This is a genomic window from Gordonia sp. NPDC003950 (assembly GCF_053605205.1).
On record NZ_JBSGIT010000013.1, the window covers coordinates 19,604 to 39,885 of the forward strand.

Annotated in this window: 18 protein-coding genes; 10 read left to right on the forward strand and 8 right to left on the reverse strand. The window is 66.3% G+C overall.

What is annotated here, in order from left to right; translation table 11 throughout:
- Window positions 1-77 precede the first annotated feature (77 nt).
- Together ACWETB_RS13055 and ligA are read left to right on the forward strand one after the other, a co-directional pair.
- Complete coding sequence (locus tag ACWETB_RS13055) at window positions 78-353, forward strand: GlsB/YeaQ/YmgE family stress response membrane protein (protein WP_348806661.1); 276 nt, start codon at window positions 78-80, stop codon at window positions 351-353.
- Between the two features lie 67 nt (window positions 354-420).
- Window positions 421-2,493, forward strand: coding sequence for an NAD-dependent DNA ligase LigA (gene ligA, locus ACWETB_RS13060; RefSeq protein ID WP_449743021.1), 2,073 nt, complete (start codon window positions 421-423; stop codon window positions 2,491-2,493).
- 63 nt (window positions 2,494-2,556) lie between these two features.
- Here the strand turns inward: ligA and ACWETB_RS13065 are convergent, their stop codons facing one another.
- On the reverse strand, window positions 2,557-3,066 hold the full coding sequence (locus tag ACWETB_RS13065; protein WP_452211504.1) for an O-acetyl-ADP-ribose deacetylase: 510 nt from the start codon (window positions 3,064-3,066) through the stop codon (window positions 2,557-2,559).
- A gap of 88 nt (window positions 3,067-3,154) precedes the next feature.
- On the reverse strand, window positions 3,155-3,823 hold the full coding sequence (locus ACWETB_RS13070) for an amino acid-binding protein (protein WP_452211640.1): 669 nt from the start codon (window positions 3,821-3,823) through the stop codon (window positions 3,155-3,157).
- A gap of 153 nt (window positions 3,824-3,976) precedes the next feature.
- On the opposite strand from ACWETB_RS13070, the gene ACWETB_RS13075 reads away from it, so the two are divergent.
- The 3 genes from ACWETB_RS13075 (at window position 3,977) to gatA (ending at window position 6,484) form a co-directional block, all read left to right on the forward strand.
- Window positions 3,977-4,555, forward strand: coding sequence for an antibiotic biosynthesis monooxygenase (locus ACWETB_RS13075; protein WP_449743019.1), 579 nt, complete (start codon window positions 3,977-3,979; stop codon window positions 4,553-4,555).
- Window positions 4,556-4,676: 121 nt separating this feature from the next.
- Window positions 4,677-4,991 (forward strand): Asp-tRNA(Asn)/Glu-tRNA(Gln) amidotransferase subunit GatC, encoded by a 315-nt coding sequence (gene gatC, locus ACWETB_RS13080; protein WP_449743018.1) that lies wholly within the window; start codon window positions 4,677-4,679, stop codon window positions 4,989-4,991.
- Entirely contained in the window at window positions 4,988-6,484 is a 1,497-nt protein-coding gene (gene gatA, locus ACWETB_RS13085; RefSeq protein ID WP_452211506.1) for an Asp-tRNA(Asn)/Glu-tRNA(Gln) amidotransferase subunit GatA, read from the forward strand. Before gatC ends, gatA begins: the two co-directional genes overlap by 4 nt.
- On the opposite strand, the gene ACWETB_RS13090 is transcribed toward gatA, so the two are convergent.
- Entirely contained in the window at window positions 6,454-7,704 is a 1,251-nt protein-coding gene (locus tag ACWETB_RS13090) for an alpha/beta-hydrolase family protein (protein ID WP_449743016.1), read from the reverse strand. The genes gatA and ACWETB_RS13090 overlap by 31 nt on opposite strands.
- Window positions 7,701-8,237 carry a hypothetical protein gene (locus ACWETB_RS13095; RefSeq protein WP_452211509.1) on the reverse strand — a complete coding sequence of 179 codons (537 nt, stop codon included), beginning with the start codon at window positions 8,235-8,237 and terminating at the stop codon, window positions 7,701-7,703. Before ACWETB_RS13095 ends, ACWETB_RS13090 begins: the two co-directional genes overlap by 4 nt.
- Window positions 8,238-8,585: 348 nt before the next feature.
- On the opposite strand from ACWETB_RS13095, the gene ACWETB_RS13100 reads away from it, so the two are divergent.
- The 3 genes from ACWETB_RS13100 to ACWETB_RS13110 all read left to right on the forward strand — a co-directional run bounded on the left by ACWETB_RS13100 (window position 8,586) and on the right by ACWETB_RS13110 (window position 11,715).
- The gene (locus ACWETB_RS13100) at window positions 8,586-9,845 is read left to right on the forward strand and encodes a sensor histidine kinase (RefSeq protein ID WP_452211511.1); all 1,260 of its coding nucleotides are present in this window, start codon (window positions 8,586-8,588) and stop codon (window positions 9,843-9,845) included.
- Between the two features lie 10 nt (window positions 9,846-9,855).
- On the forward strand, window positions 9,856-10,554 hold the full coding sequence (locus ACWETB_RS13105; RefSeq protein WP_449743013.1) for a LuxR C-terminal-related transcriptional regulator: 699 nt from the start codon (window positions 9,856-9,858) through the stop codon (window positions 10,552-10,554).
- Window positions 10,555-10,680: 126 nt separating this feature from the next.
- Window positions 10,681-11,715 (forward strand): 6-phosphofructokinase, encoded by a 1,035-nt coding sequence (locus tag ACWETB_RS13110; RefSeq protein ID WP_348806670.1) that lies wholly within the window; start codon window positions 10,681-10,683, stop codon window positions 11,713-11,715.
- A 28-nt stretch (window positions 11,716-11,743) separates the two neighbouring features.
- Here ACWETB_RS13110 and ACWETB_RS13115 read toward each other — a convergent pair whose 3' ends face one another.
- Window positions 11,744-11,974, reverse strand: a complete 231-nt coding sequence (locus tag ACWETB_RS13115) for a PspC domain-containing protein (RefSeq protein WP_449743012.1) — start codon at window positions 11,972-11,974, stop codon at window positions 11,744-11,746.
- Between the two features lie 168 nt (window positions 11,975-12,142).
- Here ACWETB_RS13115 and gatB point away from each other — a divergent pair, with 168 nt between their 5' ends.
- Window positions 12,143-13,645: an Asp-tRNA(Asn)/Glu-tRNA(Gln) amidotransferase subunit GatB gene (gatB, locus tag ACWETB_RS13120; protein ID WP_449743011.1), complete on the forward strand. Its 1,503-nt coding sequence runs from the start codon at window positions 12,143-12,145 to the stop codon at window positions 13,643-13,645.
- Window positions 13,646-13,871: 226 nt separating this feature from the next.
- Here the strand turns inward: gatB and ACWETB_RS13125 are convergent, their stop codons facing one another.
- Both ACWETB_RS13125 and ACWETB_RS13130 read right to left on the reverse strand, forming a co-directional pair.
- Window positions 13,872-15,296 (reverse strand): serine/threonine-protein kinase, encoded by a 1,425-nt coding sequence (locus ACWETB_RS13125; protein WP_452211514.1) that lies wholly within the window; start codon window positions 15,294-15,296, stop codon window positions 13,872-13,874.
- A 141-nt stretch (window positions 15,297-15,437) separates the two neighbouring features.
- Window positions 15,438-16,625: a PQQ-dependent sugar dehydrogenase gene (locus ACWETB_RS13130; RefSeq protein ID WP_452211516.1), complete on the reverse strand. Its 1,188-nt coding sequence runs from the start codon at window positions 16,623-16,625 to the stop codon at window positions 15,438-15,440.
- A gap of 88 nt (window positions 16,626-16,713) precedes the next feature.
- Between ACWETB_RS13130 and ACWETB_RS13135 the strand changes: the two genes are divergently transcribed.
- Window positions 16,714-18,078 (forward strand): DoxX family membrane protein, encoded by a 1,365-nt coding sequence (locus ACWETB_RS13135; RefSeq protein ID WP_452211518.1) that lies wholly within the window; start codon window positions 16,714-16,716, stop codon window positions 18,076-18,078.
- A gap of 131 nt (window positions 18,079-18,209) precedes the next feature.
- Here the strand turns inward: ACWETB_RS13135 and ilvD are convergent, their stop codons facing one another.
- Window positions 18,210-20,054, reverse strand: a complete 1,845-nt coding sequence (gene ilvD / locus ACWETB_RS13140) for a dihydroxy-acid dehydratase (RefSeq protein ID WP_449743876.1) — start codon at window positions 20,052-20,054, stop codon at window positions 18,210-18,212.
- Window positions 20,055-20,282: the final 228 nt, after the last annotated feature.

Genomic DNA, 20,282 nt, shown 5'->3' on the forward strand with positions numbered 1-20,282 from the left:
GGACGTAGGCTTCGAACAGATCACGTCGAGCAGCGAGCGTGGTCCGCCATCGAGTAGGACAAACGAAGGAGGCGGCCATGTTCATGACCATCATCAGCGCCATCGTGGTGGGCGCAATCATCGGAGCACTGGCGCGACTGGTGATGCCGGGCAAGCAGGCGATCGGCGTGATCATGACCATCGTCCTGGGAATCGCCGGATCACTGATCGGGTCCTGGATCTGCTATTCGCTCTTCGGATACAGCAACGACAACGGCGGCTGGAAGGTCATCCCGTTCATCGTGGGAATCGCTGTCGCCGCGGCGCTGATCGCGGGGTATGTTGCGCTGATGGGACGCCGAGCGGTGCACTGATCCCGGCTGAGTGGCGGGCGGCCGGAGGTCGACGAGGTCTGTCGGGGGGCTCCGATACCCTCATGACGTGGCAGATGAGGAGCAGACCCCGATCGATCCCGGCATCCGGGAGCAATGGTCGACGCTCGCCGAAGAGATCCGCGAGCATCAGTTCCGGTACTACGTGAAGGACGCCCCCGTCATCTCCGACGGGGAGTTCGATCGGCTCCTCCGCCAACTGCAAGAACTCGAGGACGCGCACCCGGAGCTGGCGACCGCGGACTCGCCGACGAAGCTCGTCGGCGGCGGATTCTCCACCGCGTTCACCCCGGTCGATCACCTCGAACGAATGCTGTCGTTGGACAACGTCTTCGACGCCGACGAGATGCGGACGTGGGTCTCACGCGTCGAGGACGAGGTCGGCGCCGGCGTCGAGTACCTGTGTGAACTCAAGATCGACGGCGTCGCGCTGGCCCTGGTGTATCGGAATGGCGTCCTCGACCACGCGGTCACCCGTGGTGACGGCCGCACCGGTGAGGACGTCACCCTCAACGCCCGCACCATCGAGGACATCCCCGCGCGGCTGACGTCGACACCGGAGTACCCCATCCCCGACGTCCTCGAGGTACGCGGAGAGGTGTTCTTCCGGGTGGAGGACTTCGAGGCCCTCAACGCGTCGTTGGTCGCCGACGGCAAACCCCCGTTCGCCAATCCCCGTAACTCTGCGGCGGGTTCGCTGCGGCAGAAGAATCCGCAGATCACCGCTCGCCGCCGGCTGCGGATGATCTGCCACGGCGTGGGTCACATCGAAGGATGGCGGCCCGATTCGCTGCACCACGCGTATCTGGCGTTGGGTGCCTGGGGCCTGCCCGTCTCCTCGCACACCACCAAACTCACCGGTGCACAGGCGATCCTGGACAAGATTGATTACTGGGGCGAGCATCGTCACGACGTCGAGCACGAGATCGACGGGATCGTCGTCAAAGTGGACGATTTCGGGCTGCAGCGCAGGCTGGGGGCGACGTCGCGGGCGCCACGCTGGGCGATCGCCTACAAGTACCCGCCCGAAGAGGTGACCACCAAACTCCTGGGAATCGAAGTGGGCGTGGGACGGACCGGACGCGTCACCCCGTTCGCCGTACTCCAACCGGTGCTGGTGGCCGGCTCCACGGTGGCGCGCGCGACCCTGCACAACGAGTCGGAGGTCAAACGCAAGGGCGTGCTCATCGGTGACACGGTGACCATCCGCAAGGCCGGCGACGTCATCCCCGAGGTCCTCGGCCCCGTCGTCGACCTCCGCGAGGGCACCGAGCGCGCGTTCGTGATGCCGGATCGATGCCCGGAATGCGGTGCGCCGCTACGTCCGGAGAAGGACAGCGACGTCGACATCCGATGCCCCAACGCCGAGAGCTGCCCGGCACAGTTGCGGGAGCGGCTGTTCCATCTGGCCGGGCGGGGATCCTTCGACATCGAGGCACTCGGATATGAGGCGGCGACGGCGCTGCTGTCGGCCGGGGTCCTGAAGAACGAAGGCGATCTATTCTCGCTGACCGCCGACGACCTGACCAAGACCACCCTGTTCACCACCAAGAACGGTGTGTTGTCGGCCAACGGAAAACGACTGCTGGCCAACCTTGACAACGCCAAACACGTTGCGCTGTGGCGGGTTCTGGTCGGACTGTCGATCCGCCACGTCGGACCGACCGCCGCACGGGCGCTGGCCACCGAATTCGGTTCGTTACAGGCCATCGAGGACGCCACCGCCGAACAACTCGCCGAGGTCGAGGGACTCGGGGCCACCCTCGCCACCAGCATCCGTGACTGGTTCGGCGTCGACTGGCATCGCGAGATCGTCGACAAGTGGCGTGCCGCAGGCGTGTCCATGGAAGACGAGCGCGATGAGTCGATCACCCGCACACTCGAGGGCAAGACCATCGTCGTCACCGGATCGCTGCAGGACTTCTCCCGTGACGGTGCCAAGGAGGCCATCCTGGTCCGCGGCGGGAAGGCGTCGGGGTCGGTGTCGAAGAAGACCGACTATGTGGTGGTGGGGGATTCACCCGGGAGCAAGGCCGACAAGGCCGAGCAACTCGGTGTGCCTGTCCTCGATGAAGACGGGTTCAAACGACTCCTGGAAACCGGTGACGCCGAACCGAGTTGAATATCACCGCGGCACAACATATCTCGTTGCGGATCATTCTGTGGCGGCTCCGCGGGTGGTTGTTCATTTCGCGACAGCGCTGAACGCGTCGAACGCGCGATCATCGAACAACACGAAGCGGACCTGTGTGACCGAGGTGTCGGTGGCCCGCACCGTGGCCGTGGCGATCCGGGCTCCGTCGTCGATCGGCCACCCGTAGATTCCGGTGGAGATGGCCGGGAACGCCACCGACGTCGCACCGAGTTCGTCTGCGACCCTAAGTGTTTCGCGGTAGCAGGAGGCGAGGATCGCCGAACGGTCCTGGTGCGCCGAGTAGACCGGGCCCACTGTGTGGATCACCCACCGTGCAGGAAGGCGTCCGGCGGTGGTGGCCACGGCCTGCCCGGCGGGCAGGCCATCGGGAAATCGCGTGGCGCGCAGATCCCGACATTCGGCGAGGATCTCCGGACCACCCCGACGGTGAATGGCCCCGTCGACACCGCCACCACCGAGCAACGACGAATTGGCCGCATTCGCCACGGCATCCACCGATTCGACGGTGATGTCACCCCGGACCAATGCGATCTCGATCACCCTGCAATTGTCGGCGCAGTTCTGGTCGGGGGCAAGGGGCTGTGCTCGACCCACCGGGGTCACCTTCTGTGATTCAACCTTCTGTAATTCAACCTTCTGCGCGCAGAACCGTCGAGACGATGCCGGCGAGGTAGCCGAGCCGCGCGATCTCCGACGGACGGAAATCGGGACCGCCGATGCGGCCCAACAGGATTGCCTTCGCACCGTCACCCAGCGGCGCCGCCGCCATCCGCGTGTCCATGTCCTGCCACGCCTGCGGTACCCACTCGGCCTCCGAATCGAGTTGCGTGGCGGCGGTCAGCGGCAGCCAGTCGGCCGTCGTCAGCGGGGTCTCCGGCGCACCCGAACTCCCGAACAGCTGCAGGACGCCGCCGGCCGCCCGCGTGATGACGGTGGCCCAAGAGACACGCAGCACGCGGGGCGCGTTGTCGACCAGGATCTGCAATCGGTCCGTGCCGGCGGTCGCGACCTTGTCGACCAGTTCGAGTTCGCGATGGGTGTCCAACACACCCGAATACGGCCGAATCGAATCGACCCGCACACCCTTGACCTTCTCGGCGGCGGTGATCAACGCGTCGGGCAGTGATCCCGGCGCGACCTCGACGACCAGATCGTCGACCGCATAGCCCTCACCGCGTTCGACGACCTCCAGGGAGAGGATGTCGGCGCCCACCGATCCCAGTTGCACGGCGAGCAGACCCAGGCTGCCCGGGCGGTCTTGGAGGTAGACCCGTAGGAGGTACGACACGACGAGCATTGTCGCACCGGTAGGCGTGGCGTGCTCGGGGCGGTGCACCGCCGGCGGATGCCCGGTGGTGACGTCGATCACGTCGACCAGAGTCGAGGCGGTCCGTTCACGGTTGTCGGCAACGAGCGTGCGTCCGGCCGGTGCAGCCGTGACGATGGGGTAATGACGGATCCAGCCGAGAACGCGGTCGACGAGTCCCCACACGTCACGACGTCGGTGGCCCGCCGCATCCAGCCGGGGCGCGAACACGACTTCGTGACCTGGACCGACGCCGGTATCGCGTTGGCCCGCACCTTCCCGGGATTCCTGGGCGGAGGCTGGCTGCGGTCGACCAGAAAACCGGACGAGTACTACGTCGTCTACCGATTCGCCGACGAGGACGCGCTCGACGACTGGAATTCTTCGCCGGTGCGCAAGGCGTGGTTGTCCCGCGGAGAGGGCGTCGCCGTCGAATACGCGACGCACCGGCTGTCGGGGATCGAAGGGTGGTTCGAGCCGCAGCACAACCTCACCAATGCGGTGAAGGTGGTCGGTGCGCCACCGCCACGCTGGAAGCAGGCCATCACCATCTGGCTCGGGTTCTTCCCGATGTCCCTGCTGATCAACGTGCTGGTGCTCGCCCACCTCGACGGCGTGCACATCGTTCTGAAAACGCTGATCGGCACCCTCATCAACACGCCGCTGATGGTGTACCTGGTGTTGCCGTGGATCACCGCCCGCCTCTCCAGGTGGCTGCACTGACCGTGCCGGGCCCGCCGTCGGCGGCGGCGTCTAGGCTTGATGGCGTTGTCGGCACTGCGCCGAGGAGCGGATGAGGTGCGCCCTCGTCTTCGAGTGCCAGGTCAGAAAGGACACGATCGACATGTCAGGGCAGTCAGAGTCCGCGATCACCCGCGAGGAGGTCGCCCATCTCGCGCGGCTGTCGCGACTGGCACTCGACGACGAGGAACTCGACGTCTACGCCGCTCAGCTCGATTCGATCCTGGCGCATGTCGCCCAGGTGTCCGAGGTCGCTGCCGACGATGTCCCGCCGACCGCCCACCCGGCCAAGCTGGCCAACGTGCTGCGCGCCGACGAGGTGGTGCCCGGCCTGACCACCGAGCAGGCGCTCGCGGGTGCGCCGGCCGTCGAGCAGGACCGTTTCGCCGTTCCGCAGATCCTGGGGGAAGAGCAGTGAGTACCGAATCCGCCACCCGCACCGCGAACGAGATCACCGGTCTGTCCGCCGCCGACCTCGCCGCGAAGATCGCCGCCGGTGAGGTCTCCTCGGTGGAGGTCACCCAGGCGCACCTCGACCGCATCGCCGAGATCGACGATCAACTCGGTGCATTCCTGCACGTCAGCGGCGCGGAGGCGTTGGTCGCCGCCAAGGCCGCCGACGACGCGATCGCCGCCGGGGAGACGCCGTCGGCGCTGGCCGGTGTGCCGATCGCACTCAAGGACGTCTTCACCACCACCGATGCACCCACCACCTGCGGATCGAAGATCCTCGAAGGCTGGGTGCCGCCCTATGACGCCGCGGTCACCGCCCGGCTGCGCGCCGCGGGCATCCCGATCCTCGGCAAGACCAACATGGACGAGTTCGCGATGGGAAGCTCCACCGAGAACTCCGCCTATCAGGTGACCCGAAATCCATGGGATACCACCAGGATTCCCGGCGGGTCCGGCGGCGGCAGCGCCGCGGCGCTCGCGTCGTATCAGGCGCCGCTGGCGATCGGCACCGACACCGGTGGCTCGATCCGGCAACCGGCCGCGGTCACCGCGACCGTCGGCGTCAAACCCACCTACGGCACCGTCTCGCGGTACGGACTGGTCGCCTGTGCGTCGTCGCTGGATCAGGGCGGTCCGTGTGGTCGCACCGTCCTTGACACCGCGTTGTTGCACGAGGTGATCGCCGGCCACGATCCGCGCGACTCCACCTCCATCGATGTTCCGGTCCCGGACGTGGTCGGCGCCGCACGGGCCGGCGCCGCAGGCGATCTCACCGGGGTGCGGGTCGGTGTGGTCCGCGAGTTGCAGGGTGAGGGCTATCAGGCGGGGGTCTTGGGCTCCTTCGAGAAGGCCGTCGCGGAGTTGACCGCGCGGGGCGCCGAGGTTGTCGAGGTGTCGTGCCCGAACTTCACCTACGCGCTGGGTGCCTACTACCTGATTCTGCCCAGCGAGGTGTCGTCGAACCTCGCACGCTTCGACGCCATGCGGTACGGATTGCGCGTCGGCGACGACGGGCACCACAGCGCCGAAGAGGTCATGGCACTGACCCGGGAAGCCGGATTCGGACCAGAGGTCAAGCGCCGCATCATGATCGGCACCTACGCGTTGTCGGCGGGCTATTACGACGCCTACTACGGTCAGGCGCAGAAGGTGCGCACGCTGATTGCCCGCGACTTCACCGCGGCATTCGAATCCGTCGACGTGCTGGTCTCGCCGACCACGCCGACCACCGCCTTCCCGATCGGGGAGAAGGTCGACGATCCGCTGGCGATGTACCTGTTCGACCTGTGCACGCTGCCGGTCAACCTCGCCGGGGTGGCTGCGATGTCGGTGCCGTCGGGCCTGTCCGCGGACGACGGACTGCCCGTCGGTTTGCAGATCATGGCTCCGGCCCTGGCCGACGACCGGCTGTACCGGGTGGGCGCGGCCTACGAGGCGGCGCGCGGCCCGATCGGCTGAATCTGCTCGCGTCCATAACGGTGTCCGGTTCCGACGGGCCCGTCGAGAGACGCCGGCAGGTCCACGGACGCCTGGATGAATGAGGCGATGGGCAGCCAGGGTGGTGTGTGCGCCGGTCTGCCCACGCGTCGGGTTCCGTCCGGTGCCGCCGGCCGACGCCACAGTGCCTGTACTGACCAGTGGGTGACCGGGTCTGAGTCGTTGGCCACGATGGTGCGCGGCGAGGACGGGTGAGTGGTGTCGATACTGTCTGCCGGTACCCCGGCCAGCATGGTCGCACTCACCGCACCTGGGTGGGTGCGCTCGGCCCATGCCCGGGCGCGATCCGCCCCCAGGGCACCGAGGCTCTGCCCGTAGAGATACACGCGGGGCAGACGCGCACCACCGGGTCGGCGATCACGCGCGTCGAGCACGTGACGCAACAGTGCGATCGCGCTGCGCGCGGCCGCATCAGGGTCGGTGAGGAACACCCGCCACGACGAGGCATTCGCATATGGCAGGCTGAGGATCGCGACACCGGCGTGCCGGCCGCCCGGGGAAGACTGGCTAGCGGGCAGGAGCCGGCTTTCGGGACGAATCTCGCTGCCACCGAACTGATCCCGAATCTCGGCGATGGCCTGAGGGTCGACCCAGCCGGAGCCGGTCGGTATCGCGATCACCACTGCGGTGCTGTCGAGCCCGCCACTGCGGACCCACCCTCGGGTGAGCGCGGCCGCCGCTGCGTCGATGCGAGTCGGTTCCCGGCCGGTACCAGTGGCGGCTTCCGTCGGGGCGGGTGGGGCGAGGGAGCCTGCGACGAGGGCGGTCAGCAGGCCTGCGATGGCGACAGCGCGATGTGATGTCCACACTGTGATCACGAATGTGACCACGGCGGTCCCGAACATCACCCACCAGTACCTCGCGCCAATCGACGCGACACCGAGATCTGCGCGAATGGTGTTCTGCCACGCGACATTGGCGCTGACGGTGGAGGCCGCGGCGAGAGTGGCGGCCACCAGTATCAGGCGTCGGCGTGGCGACGAGTCCGCGGTCCGTCGGCACGTGCACAGGCGTGCCGCGATCGTGGCGACTCCTACGCATCCGGCGACGACAGCTGCCGAGGAGCCGGTGGAGCGAGGCAGCGAGCCGGGCCACAGTGCGATCATCAGACCGATTGCTGCTGAGATCGGGATACAGGCATGCGGTGCCTCGATGGCACGCGAGGTCCGCACGGCAATCATCGTTCGCCGCCGATGACTCCAAGGTTTCCGTCGACAATCTTCCACATCGTCGTCATCACGATGTGCGACAACGATTCTCGTGATACCGGGGCTTCGCCGTTCTGGCGCCAGGTGTTGACGGCCAATCCGATTCGGCTGGCCTCCGCGGCGGCGGCACAAGGATTGCCGGTGCAGCTGGCGCGCATGCGATCGATCAGCATGCGATCGATGGCGAGCCGGGCCCACGGCTGCAACGGCGCACCGGTCCGCGCGCTGTAGCGGAGTAGGTCATAGCCGAAATCGTGTGTCTTGCAAAGTGGTTCAAACCTCTGCGGTAAGGGTACCGGTGAGGAGCACCGGCCGGTCGGGTTGACCGGGTATCCGTCCGTCAAGAGCGGTCGGTAGCCGATCACTCGTGCGAAATCCGGAGGTAGGTACCGCAGGGTCTGGGCAGGGTCAGGGCCGACCAGGGCGTCGACCGCCGACGTGGCGGCCGGGGAACTGCGCGCGGTCGACATATCGGCCAACTGTCCGCCGGCCGCTGCTGTGGGCACGTGAATGGCGGTGTGGATGAGAGCGGCTGCAAGTAAGCACAAGCTGCAGAAGATGATTCGGATAATCCGGTGCCGGTGGCGGACCGGTCGATGCGGTGTCGGTCGGTGGTGGGTCGGCGGGTGCGGTGCCAAGGACGCGTTCGGGTCATCGTCATGCAGCAAGGTCATGGTTCTCGACGCTAGGAATCGCGCACGCCTGCACACATCGGTCGCAGTGGTGGTTGTGTCTCGCGACGTCGGAGCGGGGTGTGACGTGCGAGGTAGCCACCCGGTATCACCCGCATCTCCCTCTGCAGTATGACGACATGGAGGTCCGCACCCTCTAGCGTGGAGCGGGAGGTGAGTGACATGTTCTTGCGCGTAGTTCGTCAGATCGGCAGCGCGGCCGCCACGGAGATCCGGGGTCTGCCGGTGGTACAACATCCCGATGTCCGTGCCTATCTACGGTCGCCGGTCAACTGGTTCTTCCTGATCTTTGCGGTGGTGTTGTTCGCCGTGGCGTGGCCGACGCTTCCGGAGACGCATGACCTTCCGTCGTATGCGTTGCCGGTGACGGCGGCGGTGGCGACGCTGCCGCTGGCCCTTGCGTGGGCGGCGCCTCTGTTGGGGTGGGCGGTCTGTGTGATCGCCGCGCAGCTGATCGGATTTCTGGTGCCCACCGCCAATGGCTGGCCGTGGACGATTCAGGTCACCCAGATCATTGCGCTACTGGTGCTGACATTCGTGGCGTATCTGCGGTGTCCGTTGCGGTATCTCGCCCCGGTGTGGTTGGTGTCGGCCGCAGCGTTCGCGCTTGCAGCCCCGCCCACCGTCCGAGTGGGGTGGGTGTTCGGCGTGACATCGATGGCGGTGGTCGTTGCCTTGCTCAGAGGATTGCTCAGCTCCCGCAGGCAACTGGCGGCCAGTGCCGAGGAGACCAAGGCGGCTGAATCGGTGACCGCGGTCCTCGAAGAGCGGGCCCGCATTGCCCGAGACCTGCACGATGTTGTGGCGCACCGCATGTCAATGGTGGTGGTGATGGCACAGACTGCGCGTTACCGCATTCCCGATGTCGGCGATGCCGCCGCTGCCGAGTTCGACGCCATCGCGTCGGCCGCCCGAAACTCGCTCGACGAGGTCCGGCAGCTCCTCGGTGTCCTGCGTCTCGACGGGACACAGGCCAGCTCAGCACCCAATCCAGGTCTCGCCGACATCGATTCGTTGCTCGACCACACGCGGCTGGCGGGGGCGTCGGTGACGGTGTCCGACACGCTTGATCATGCGGAGTTCGCGGAGTCATCGGCGCTGGTCATCTACCGCATCGTGCAGGAATCCCTTGCCAATGCGACACGACACGCACCCGGTGCCACGATCGCGGTGACCCTGGTGCCCGCCGACGACGGTGCCGAGGTGACGGTGGTGAACGCGGCTGGTACCGACGCACCGCTCGAACTCGGCGGTGCGGGTGTCGGGATTACCGGGATGAGCGATAGAGCACGGGCAGTCGGTGGATGGTTGACCGCTCATCCCACCCGCGATGGCGGTTTCGTCGTGCGTGCATACATTCCTGCCATTGCCGGCCGCGGTGTCGTCGAGGCACCGGGCCGGTTCGCCGCGGTGTCAGGGTAGCGTTGCGGCCGTGCCGATTACGCTTGTCGTCGCCGATGACCAGGCAATGGTTCGTCAAGGCTTCTCGGCGTTACTTGCCGCGCAACCGGACATCTCGGTTCTCGGCGATGCCGCCGACGGAGTGGCGGCTGTCGAGGTGTGTCGACGGGTGAAACCCGACGTCGTGCTCATGGATGTGCGGATGCCGCGCAAGGACGGAATCTGGGCGGCCGCCCAGATTCTCGGATCGGGCGCGTCACTCGGATCGGGCGCGTCGACGGCTGCGCACCCCGCCGACGGGGCTTCCGGCCGGACCAAGGTGTTGATGCTCACGACCTTCGACATCGATGACTACGTGTACGAGGCCCTGCGGGTCGGTGCTTCCGGATTCCTGCTGAAGGATGCTCCCGCAGACGAGTTGGTCCGTGCGGTGCGGGTGGTCGCCGCAGGTGAGGCGTTGCTCGCCCCGTCGATCACGCGGCGGTTGATCCGCGAGATCACCGACCAGCGTCCCCGTCGCCCTCGATCCGATGCTGCCGACATCCTGACGCCCCGCGAACGTGAGGTTCTCGACCTTGTCGCCGACGGGAAGTCCAATCACGAGATCGCCACCGAACTCTTCGTCGCAGAGCAGACGGTGAAGACACATGTGAGCAGTGTGCTGGCCAAGTTGTCATTGCGTGATCGTGCGCAAGCGGTCGTGTTTGCCTATGAGAACGGTCTCAAGTGAAGTGTTCGACGCTCAGGCGGGCCATCACACGTCCGGCACGAGTGCTCCCAGCGCACTAGATTGAGTGCTGTTCGGGGACGGGACAACCGTTCGCGGAATCAGACGCGGCAGGAGGCACTCAGCGGAATGGCCAAGCGATTCGGGATACTCACGTCCGGCGGCGATTGCCCGGGACTCAACGCGGTGATCCGTGGAGCCGTCCTCAAGGGGGAAACCGTCTACGGCCAGGAGTTTGTCGGATTCCGCGACGGCTGGTACGGACTGGTCTACGGCGACATCATCGACCTCGACCGCAGCGTGGTCCGTGGCCTGTCGAATCAGGGTGGCACGATCCTGGGGACCAGCCGTTTCGGGCCGTACTCCGAGCCCGACGGTGGTCCGGAGAACATCAAGAAGGTGCTCAAGAACCTCGGCATCGACGGGGTGATCGCCATCGGTGGTGAGGGCACCGCGTCGGCGGCGAAGCGTTTGTACGAGGACGGCATCAACATCGTCGGCGTCCCCAAGACCATCGACAACGACATCAACGCCACCGATTACACCTTCGGTTTCAACACGGCCGTCGAGATCTCGACCGAGGCCATCGACCGGCTGCGCACGACCGGCAACTCGCACAAGCGGTGCATGGTGCTCGAGGTGATGGGCCGTCACGCCGGCTGGATCGCACTCAACTCCGGCATCGCCGGTGGTGCGCACGCGATACTCATCCCGGAACAGCCGGAGAGCATCAATCAGATCTGTGCGTGGGTGACCAGTGTCAAGAATCGTGGCAGGTCACCGATGGTGGTGGTGGCCGAGGGATTCAAGCTTCCGGACATGGACTCCGCGCACTCGACCAAGGGCCTCGACGGCTTCAACCGTCCCCGGCTGGGCGGAATTGCCGAGGTGCTGGCCCCGATGATCGAGGAACGCACCGGCATCGAGACCCGGGCCACCGTGTTGGGACATATCCAGCGCGGTGGTACGCCGACGGCGTTCGACCGGGTGCTCGCGACGCGGCTGGGGATGGCGGTGTCCGACCTCGTCGCCGACAAGGAGTGGGGTCACATGGTGGCGTTGCACGGCACCGAGATCGCCCGCATCACCTTCGATCAGGCGTTGGCCAACCCGAAGACGGTGCCGTTGGATCAGTATCAGGAGATCCGCGTCATCTTCGGGTGACCGGTGCACCTCGGGGTTGCTGTCGGCCTCAGGCGGGGTCGCGGGGGATGACGATCCACAGCAGCAGGTAGAGGAGCACCTGCGGGCCGGGGAGCAGAATCGACGCGACGAACAGGACTCGGATCAATGTGGGATCCCAGCCGTAGCGTTGGGCGATTCCACCGCAAACGCCGCCGATCCAGGCGTCGCTGCGTGAACGGGTGAGGCGTCGCTCCGGCGTCGGTTGCGACAGCGGGGTGGGTGAATAGTCGGTGGCCATCGGGCGCTCCCTAGTAGTCGATGATCAGGTGATTTCCACGGTAGGAACCGGGGGGCAGTACCGCATCGGGGATGACCCGTAACCCGCACCCGGAGATTTCCCGAGCGGGGTCCGGGGTGTTCTCACCCGTCGCGTCGTGGAGGTTCGGCGCCGCATAAACTGGTGGCCATGACTGCCGCAGCTGCCGACTTGATGGATTACGACCAGGTCATCGCCGAGTTCGATCCGGTGATGGGCCTGGAAGTCCACGTCGAACTGGGTACCGCGACCAAGATGTTCTGCGGCTGCCCGACCGCCTTCGGTGCCGACCCCAACACCCAGGTCTGCCCGGTGTGCATCGGACTGCCCGGCTCGCTGCCGGTGGCCAACGCTAAGGCCATCGAATACGCCATCCGCATCGGACTGGCGTTGAACTGCTCGATCCGGCCGTCGAGTGTGTTCGCACGGAAGAACTACTTCTATCCCGATCAGCCGAAGAACTACCAGATCAGCCAGTACGACGAGCCGACGTCCTATGACGGCTACCTCGACGTGGTGCTCTCCGACGGAACGACGTGGCGCGTCGACATCGAGCGCGCGCACATGGAGGAGGACACCGGAAAGTCGCTGCACATCGGCGGTGCCGGACGAATCCATGGCGCCGATCACTCACTGCTCGACTACAACCGCGCCGGTGTCCCGCTGGTGGAGATCGTCACCAAGCCGATCGTCGGTGCGGGGGAGCGGGCACCGGAGGTGGCGCGCGCCTATGTGACTGCGCTGCGGGATCTGCTCAAGGCGCTCGACGTCTCCGACGTCCGGATGGATCAGGGTTCACTGCGTTGTGACGCCAACGTGTCGCTGATGCCCAAGGGCGCAAGCGAATTCGGCACACGCACCGAGACCAAGAACGTGAACTCGCTGAAGAGTGTCGAGGTTGCGGTCACCTACGAGATGCGGCGCCAGGCAGCCATTTTGGCGGCGGGTGGCGAGATCATCCAGGAGACCCGGCACTATCACGAGACCGATGGGACCACCTCTCCCGGCCGTCGCAAGGAGACCGCCGAGGATTATCGCTACTTCCCGGAGCCGGATTTGCCTCCGGTGCAGCCGGATCCGGCGTGGATCGAGGAGATCCGGGCGACGTTGCCCGAGTTGCCGTGGGTGCGTCGTGCGCGCATCCAGGAGGAGTGGGGTGTCTCCGACGAGGTGATGCGTGACCTGGTCAACGTGGGTGCCGTCGACCTGATCATCGCGACCGTCGACGCGGGCGCAGCGCCCGAGGCGGCTCGTGGTTGGTGGGTGTCGTTCCTGGCGCAGCAGGCGAATTCCCGTGAGATCGAGCTCGCCGATTTGCCGATTTCGCCGACACAGGTTGCCACGGTCATCGGTCTCGTCGACGCCGGCAAACTCACCAACAAGCTGGCACAGCAGGTCGTTGTCGCCGTCCTCGACGGTGAGGGTGAGCCCGAGCAGATCGTCGCCGATCGTGGCCTCGAGGTCGTGCGCGACGACTCCGCCTTGCAGAAGGCCATCGATGAAGCGCTCGCCAACAACCCCGACATCGTGGAGAAGATCCGCGGTGGCAAGGTCAAGGCGGCCGGCAAGATCGTCGGCGATGTCATGAAAGCGACTCGTGGGCAGGCAGATCCGGCTCGGGTTCAGGAGCTTGTGCTGGCTGCCTGCCAGTAGTTCACGGCCTGCCGGCTGTTTCGCCGCGGGCCGGGTGGGTTCGGATAAAGTGCCGCAGTGGTCGCGCTGTTTCTCTGTGGAGTCCTTACGAAATCAATGGTGAGGGGCGAGCTGACCTCAGGTAGATATGGCCGGCCCCGGGAGGACGAACAGCCGAGGTGCGGAATAACGTGACGGACTCACCCCCCTCAACCTGGGAATTACATGACCGCTGACACACGGGGCACTATCTCTCTCTGAGCAGGCAAAGTACGCTTTCATCGCCTGAAGAGGTCGACCGGACCCACTGGTTGTACGGGCATTCTTCCGGATCCGAGGCGCGACCTCCCACGCGATAGTTGGCCGACAGCGACCCACAGTCGGCGTGGTAGAACTCGGTAATCTTCGAACCTTCATACTCGTAGTGAACGCACGTGCCCGGTGCGGCGGTGCGAATCGAATCGGCAACCGAGTCTCGTTGCCCATCAACCGCCAGCCACGCAGCGACTGAGCCGGCAGTAATGACAACCAGCAACGAAATGATGGACATGGCGATGGTCCGTCGCCTTCTCGTGCGCAAGCGTGACCGTTCTGAGTTCGTGACCCTGGCCTGTGCGGTCCCTGTCGGTTCCCGTGTCGAAATCGCCCGGTCTACGTGGGTAGTGGATGGCGGACGGCGCTCCTGGGTAATCCCCGCTGATTGGACAACGGTCGATGCGTCCGAAGGAGCGTCTGGTGCGGAACCAGTATGCTCCGACGGAGTCGGTTCAATCGCCATATGGGGTGGGACGATGGTCGGCGCGAACTGAAGGGCCGCTTGTTGTGCTGCCGTTTTGTCTTGGCGGGGTGAGGTCTTAAGTGCCTCGAAGGTGAGTTCATGTGTGAAGTCGCGACAGGTTGTGAACCGTTCGGGTGAACTCTTGGCGAGTGCCTTTGACAGTAGTTGATCAAACCGGCCAAGGGTGCGGTCCTGCTCCAGTAGTGGCGGATACGGTCGCGAGATATGCGCCATCATCAACGCCGAAGGCGTTGAATCGGTGAAAGGCATTGTGCCGCAGAGTAGTTCGTAGATGGTGCAGCCGAGCGCATACTGATCCGACGCCGGCGATGCCGGATGGCCGTCGATGATCTCCGGCGCAGTGTAGGCGAGCGTTCCGATGAACGCGCTGCTCGCGGTCAAACCCGTGGCGTCGAGGAGTTTGGCGATACCGAAGTCGAGGACGACGGCGCGTTCGATGGCGCCATCGTCGTCGCGGAGCACAACGATGTTGGCGGGCTTGATGTCTCGGTGGACGACGTGGCGGCGGTGGGCGTAGTCGAGGACTGCGGCGACGTGTCCGGCGACCTCGACGACCTCTTCTGTGGTCAGTGATTGGTGGGTGGGGTTGGCGCCGTCGAGATGCTCCATGGTGAACCACGGGGTCTCGTCCTCGACGCCGTAGTGATAGATGGTGACGATCGCGGGATGGCTCAGGGCGGCCGCGGTTTGGGCCTCCTGGGTGAAACGGCGTTGGAAGTCGGAGTCATGAGCGCCCGCCGCGGAGATGACCTTCAACGCCTCGCGGCGGCGCAGGTGCGGATTCTCGACGAGGTACACCTGACCCATGCCGCCGCGACCGAGGAGAGAGATGATCCGGTATCCCGCGAACTCGTCGCCCGGTTGGAGCGCCACCCATCACCTCCGCATTGATTGTGCATCGGCACATTACCGGCAAACCGGTGGTCGGGCCGCGAATGTAGTCCGGACGGATGGCTGACATCAGGCGTGTGACGAAGCTGTCTGCCGACCATCGAGCTGTGACGCGGCTCTGGACTACGTCCGACTCTCACCCGCCGGCGGAGCGATGAACCTTACGACACGATCATCGGTGCTGACCGGCTGGCCGTAGGCGCGGTTGACCGTCGCGAACTGGATGACGCCGTTCTCCAGCGCGGTCATTCTGCCGAGAGCCCCATACCGCTTGTCCAACACGACGGTCGGCGGATTGACGGTGGGGTTGTCACGTGTCGGGGCGGTGATCGCCTCAATCCGCTGCCCCCGTGTCTCACTGACGAAGACCTGACCGGTGGTGGCCGCGCATCCGGCGATCTGTGGCTTGTCCGGCCAGGTCCACAGCACGGTCGCGGTGCCCGACTCGTCGACCGACTGCAGGCGGTCCTCGGTCTGGCCCTGGTCGGCGATGTACAACGTGCCGGAAGTGTTGGGGCACAGCGACACATTGGAGCCGAGCCCGGAGGTGAGAACCTTCGGGCGAGCATTGCCGCCGGAGGACAGATCGGTGATCGAGAGCAGCTTTCCGGCCAAGGACGCCGGGTCGTTGGCCGCTGCCGGGTTACCCGCGTTTCCGGTCGCCACCACCAGTTCGGTGGGTGAGGCGAACAGCATGGCGCCCATGTTTCCGGTGGCGCCCTTCGGGATTCCCGTCAGGATCGGTTTGGGGACGTCGCCCGGCGCCAACCGCACCACCCGGTTGTCGCTGGGGGTGGTGATCAACGCATAGATCAGCTGATCCTGGTCGTAGGTGGGAGAGAATGCGAAGTCGATGAGACCACCGTCGCCTGAACCGTCGACCGGGAAGGTCGCGACGGTCCGCGGCGGTCCGTAGCGCTTGGTGGTGATGATCTTGCCGGTGGTGCGCTCGGCGACGATTGTCACCTCACCCTGGTCGTCGCCGGCACGCAGGCCGCCGGTGGAGGCGAGGCAGGTGGCGATGACCGCCGGGTCCGGGTCAACGCACGGCCCCGGCGGCGGAGGCGACGGACTGGGCCCCTCCTGCGGAGTCGACTGCGGCGGAGTCGATGGGAGATTGAAGTTCTCATCGTTCTCACTGAATTGTCCGGCTGCCTGATCGCGGTCCTGTTGGGAGAAATCACAACCGGCTAGCGCGACGACGAGTCCAAAGATTCCCAAGAGGACCGCAACACGATTACGGACAGCGGCGATGCTCCGCCGGGACCGTGAATCCCGGCCTCGTCGGTGAATATGCCGCCCCTGTCGCATGCCCACCACAGTAGCGATCACCAATCGTTGCCCTCCGACCGCGCGGCGGTCGACCGCCTCCACCGTCGAAACCTCTAGCATCGGCCATGTGAGCGAGCGTGGACAGTCCGACGCCGGCGACGATAACTTTCAGCCGCCGAGCCCGTACGACGAACCGACGGGCTCGTTCCGGGTACCCGAGATCAGTGAAGCCGACCGCGACGCCTTCTACGAACGTCACCGCCGTCGCCCCGGCCAGGTCTCAAGGGTGGAATCCCTCGACGACATCGGGCCCGACGAAGTCGAGACCAGGCCGCTGCAGGTCCCGCCTTCGGCCAAACGGCGCAACCCGGTGCCCATGCCGCCGGTGACCCCGGTCGACCCGCCCACGTCGCGCACCGGCGATGGCCCCTCGGCGGCGGATACCGCGCCCACCGCCAAGATCGGCACTGCGCCGAAGTCGGCGACCCCGACCGGACAGCCGAAGGCGCCGTCAGCGGAGGATCGGGCGCCGTCAGCGGAAGAGGGGGCCGGCGCGTCGTCGGCACAAGGCGTGCCTGCGGCGGCCGCCGCGACGGAAAACACCACGACCGCGAAGACCGCCGCGCAGGAGACCGAGAAGATCGACGCCGAGGCAACCACACGGCAGCCTCCCACACCGATCCCGTCGGTCGAGGAAACCTTCCCGGAGCTTGCGAAGACGCGGCGCGAGGACGCCCAGTCCGACGGTCCTGCGCCCACCCGGGCACTGACCGATGAGGACTTCGACACCTCCGACGACGGGGATAGCCGCACCGCGGCCATGCCGGCCCCGGCGGCCCTCGCCGCCTACGACAGTGACGAACCGCACGAGCAGTCCGATCAGCCGGACCACGACGGCGACCGCGAACCCGTGACGGTGGCCGCGGTTCGGGAACCGCGCGGCACCCTCGATCTGGGCCTGCTGGTTCTGCGGCTCGGTCTCGGCGTCGCAGCGGTGGCGCACGGCCTGCAGCATCTGTTCGGGTGGTGGGGTGGACCCGGGATCTCGGGGTATCAGGACTTCCTCGCCAACGACGCCGATCCCGCGCTCGGGTTCCATCCCGACGCGGTGCACATCCTGGCGATTGCCGGCGGCGTGACCGAGGTCGTCGGTGGCGCACTCATCATCCTCGGACTGTTCACGCCGATCGGTGCCTGCGCGATCCTGTCCGTGATGCTGTTGGCCACGACGTTCCGGGTCACCCTTGCCGGCGGGTTCTCCTACTTCGCCTCTGCCGGTGGCGTCGAGTACGAGATCCTGCTGGCCGTCGCGGCCGCTGCGTTGATCCTCACCGGGCCCGGGCTGTATTCCCTGGACCGACCACGTAAGTGGGCGCGACGGCCGTTCATCGGGTCGGTGGTGTGGCTCGCGCTGGCGATCGCTGCGGCTGTCGTCGTGTGGATTTTCCTGAACGGCGCCAATCCGCTTGAGTCGCCCGGCAATCCGGGCTGAGTGGTTCCGGCCTCGGCATGCGAAGGAGACCTCGATACGCCCGCTCCTTCGTCGCGGGCTACTCGGCCGGCAGGCAAGTACCCACTCGGGCCCGGCGTGGTGCGGGCTACGCGGTCGACGGGGGAGCCGACTCAGTCGACCTTGCGGACGGCTCCCTTGTCGGCCGAGGTCGCCAGTTTCGCGTAGGCACGCAGCGCGGTGGTGACCGGACGCTGACGATCCTTGGGCTGCCACGGACGCTCCGAGGCCTCCATCTTGGCGCGACGTTCGGCGAGCACCTCGTCGTCGACGAGGACCTCGAGGCGTCGGGTCTTCACGTCGATCAGGATCGGGTCGCCGTCCTCGATGAGGCCGATGACGCCGCCTGCGGCGGCCTCGGGCGAGATGTGGCCGACCGACAGACCCGACGAACCGCCGGAGAACCGGCCGTCGGTGATCAGTCCGCACTTCTTGCCCATGCCGGTGCCTTTCATGAAGGCGGTCGGATGCAGCATCTCCTGCATGCCCGGACCGCCGGACGGGCCCTCGTAACGGACCACGAGGACCTCGCCGGCCTGGATGGTCTTGCTCAGGATGACCTGGACGGCCTCCTCCTGGCTTTCCACCACGCGGGCCGGGCCCTCGAAGTGCCACAGGTCCTCGCTGATGCCGGCGGTCTTGAGCACGGCACCGTCGTCAGCAAGGTTGCCCTTGAGGACGCACAGTCCGCCCTCGACGGTGTAGGCGTGATCGAAGTCGCGGATGCAGCCACCCTCGGCGTCGGTGTCCAGGGAACTCCAGCGGTTGGCCGTGGAGAACGGGGTGGTGGTGCGCACGCCTCCGGGTGCGGCGTGGAACAGCTCGAACGCCTCGTCGGTGGCGGTGCCGCTGCGGATGTCCCAGTCGTCGAGGGCCTTCGCGAGGGTCGGCGAATGGACGGTCGATGTGGTGTCGTCGATCAGGCCGGCGCGGCGCAACTCGCCGAGGATGGCCGGGATTCCGCCGGCTCGGTGCACGTCCTCCATGTGGTAGTCGGAGTTCGGCGAGACCTTCGACAGGCAGGGAACGTTGCGGCTGATCTGATCGATCACCGACAGGTCGAAGTCGGCGACCTCGCCCTCCTGCGCGGCGGCCAGAATGTGCAGCACGGTGTTGGTGGATCCGCCCATCGCGACGTCGAGGGCCATCGCGTTGCGAAACGCCGTGGCCGAGGCGATGCTGCGCGGCAGGACCGACGCGTCGTCGTCGCGGTACCAGCGGGTGGCGGCCTCCACGACCACCTGACCGGCACGTGAGAACAGGGCGCGGCGGGCCTCGTGGGTGGCCAGCGTCGAACCGTTGCCGGGCAACGCAAGTCCGAGGGCCTCGGTCAGGCAGTTCATCGAATTGGCGGTGAACATGCCCGAGCACGATCCACACGTCGGGCACGCGGAGCGCTCGACCTCGGTGAGGCCGTCGTCGTCGACACCGGAGTTGGCCGATGCGGAGATGGTGGTGATCAGGTCGGTCGGCGCCTGCGCGACACCCTCGACGACGACCGCCTTGCCGGCCTCCATCGGTCCGCCGGACACGAACACGGTGGGGATGTTCAGGCGCATCGCGGCATTGAGCATGCCCGGGGTGATCTTGTCGCAGTTGGAGATACACACCAACGCATCCGCGGTGTGCGCATTGACCATGTATTCGACGGAGTCGGCGATGATCTCGCGGCTCGGCAACGAGTAGAGCATCCCGCCGTGACCCATCGCGATGCCGTCGTCGACGGCGATCGTGTGGAATTCGCGGGGCACGCCACCGGCCGCACGCACCGCCTCCGCCACGATCTCACCGACGTCCTTGAGGTGCACATGCCCGGGCACGAACTGCGTGTAGGAGTTCGCGATCGCCACGATCGGCTTGCCGAAATCGTCGTCGGTCATTCCGGTGGCACGCCACAGGGAACGGGCTCCGGCGGCTTCACGTCCGACGGTGGTGGTGCGTGACCTCAAGGCTGGCATGGCTTTTCCTCGATCGGGTGGTTCTTCGCGCGTACGTGCGACGTGCGCGTGGACTGATGCGGGTCAACGCATGCACCGCCGCGGATATTCGCGGGCGGAACCGATCGGGACGGGGTGGGGCGTGTCACCATCCGACCGGCGCTGACCACGATCGTCGGCGTTGTGCGTCGACGATCTCACCGAGCGTCCACGGTACTCCTGCCTGACGTGGGCAAACAAAACCGGCCA

Excerpts from the sequence above, each read along its gene's own strand:
- ACWETB_RS13055 (WP_348806661.1), top strand. The coding sequence starts at position 78 with ATGTTCATGACCATCATCAGCGCCATCGTGGTGGGCGCAATCATCGGA.
- ACWETB_RS13070 (WP_452211640.1), bottom strand. The coding sequence starts at position 3,823 with ATGCTCGTCGTGTCGTACCTCCTACGGGTCTACCTCCAAGACCGCCCG.
- ACWETB_RS13075 (WP_449743019.1), top strand. The coding sequence starts at position 3,977 with ATGACGGATCCAGCCGAGAACGCGGTCGACGAGTCCCCACACGTCACG.
- gatC (WP_449743018.1), top strand. The coding sequence starts at position 4,677 with ATGTCAGGGCAGTCAGAGTCCGCGATCACCCGCGAGGAGGTCGCCCAT.
- ACWETB_RS13090 (WP_449743016.1), bottom strand. The coding sequence starts at position 7,704 with ATGATTGCCGTGCGGACCTCGCGTGCCATCGAGGCACCGCATGCCTGT.
- ACWETB_RS13100 (WP_452211511.1), top strand. The coding sequence starts at position 8,586 with ATGTTCTTGCGCGTAGTTCGTCAGATCGGCAGCGCGGCCGCCACGGAG.
- ACWETB_RS13110 (WP_348806670.1), top strand. The coding sequence starts at position 10,681 with ATGGCCAAGCGATTCGGGATACTCACGTCCGGCGGCGATTGCCCGGGA.
- ACWETB_RS13115 (WP_449743012.1), bottom strand. The coding sequence starts at position 11,974 with ATGGCCACCGACTATTCACCCACCCCGCTGTCGCAACCGACGCCGGAG.
- gatB (WP_449743011.1), top strand. The coding sequence starts at position 12,143 with ATGACTGCCGCAGCTGCCGACTTGATGGATTACGACCAGGTCATCGCC.
- ACWETB_RS13130 (WP_452211516.1), bottom strand. The coding sequence starts at position 16,625 with ATGCGACAGGGGCGGCATATTCACCGACGAGGCCGGGATTCACGGTCC.
- ilvD (WP_449743876.1), bottom strand. The coding sequence starts at position 20,054 with ATGCCAGCCTTGAGGTCACGCACCACCACCGTCGGACGTGAAGCCGCC.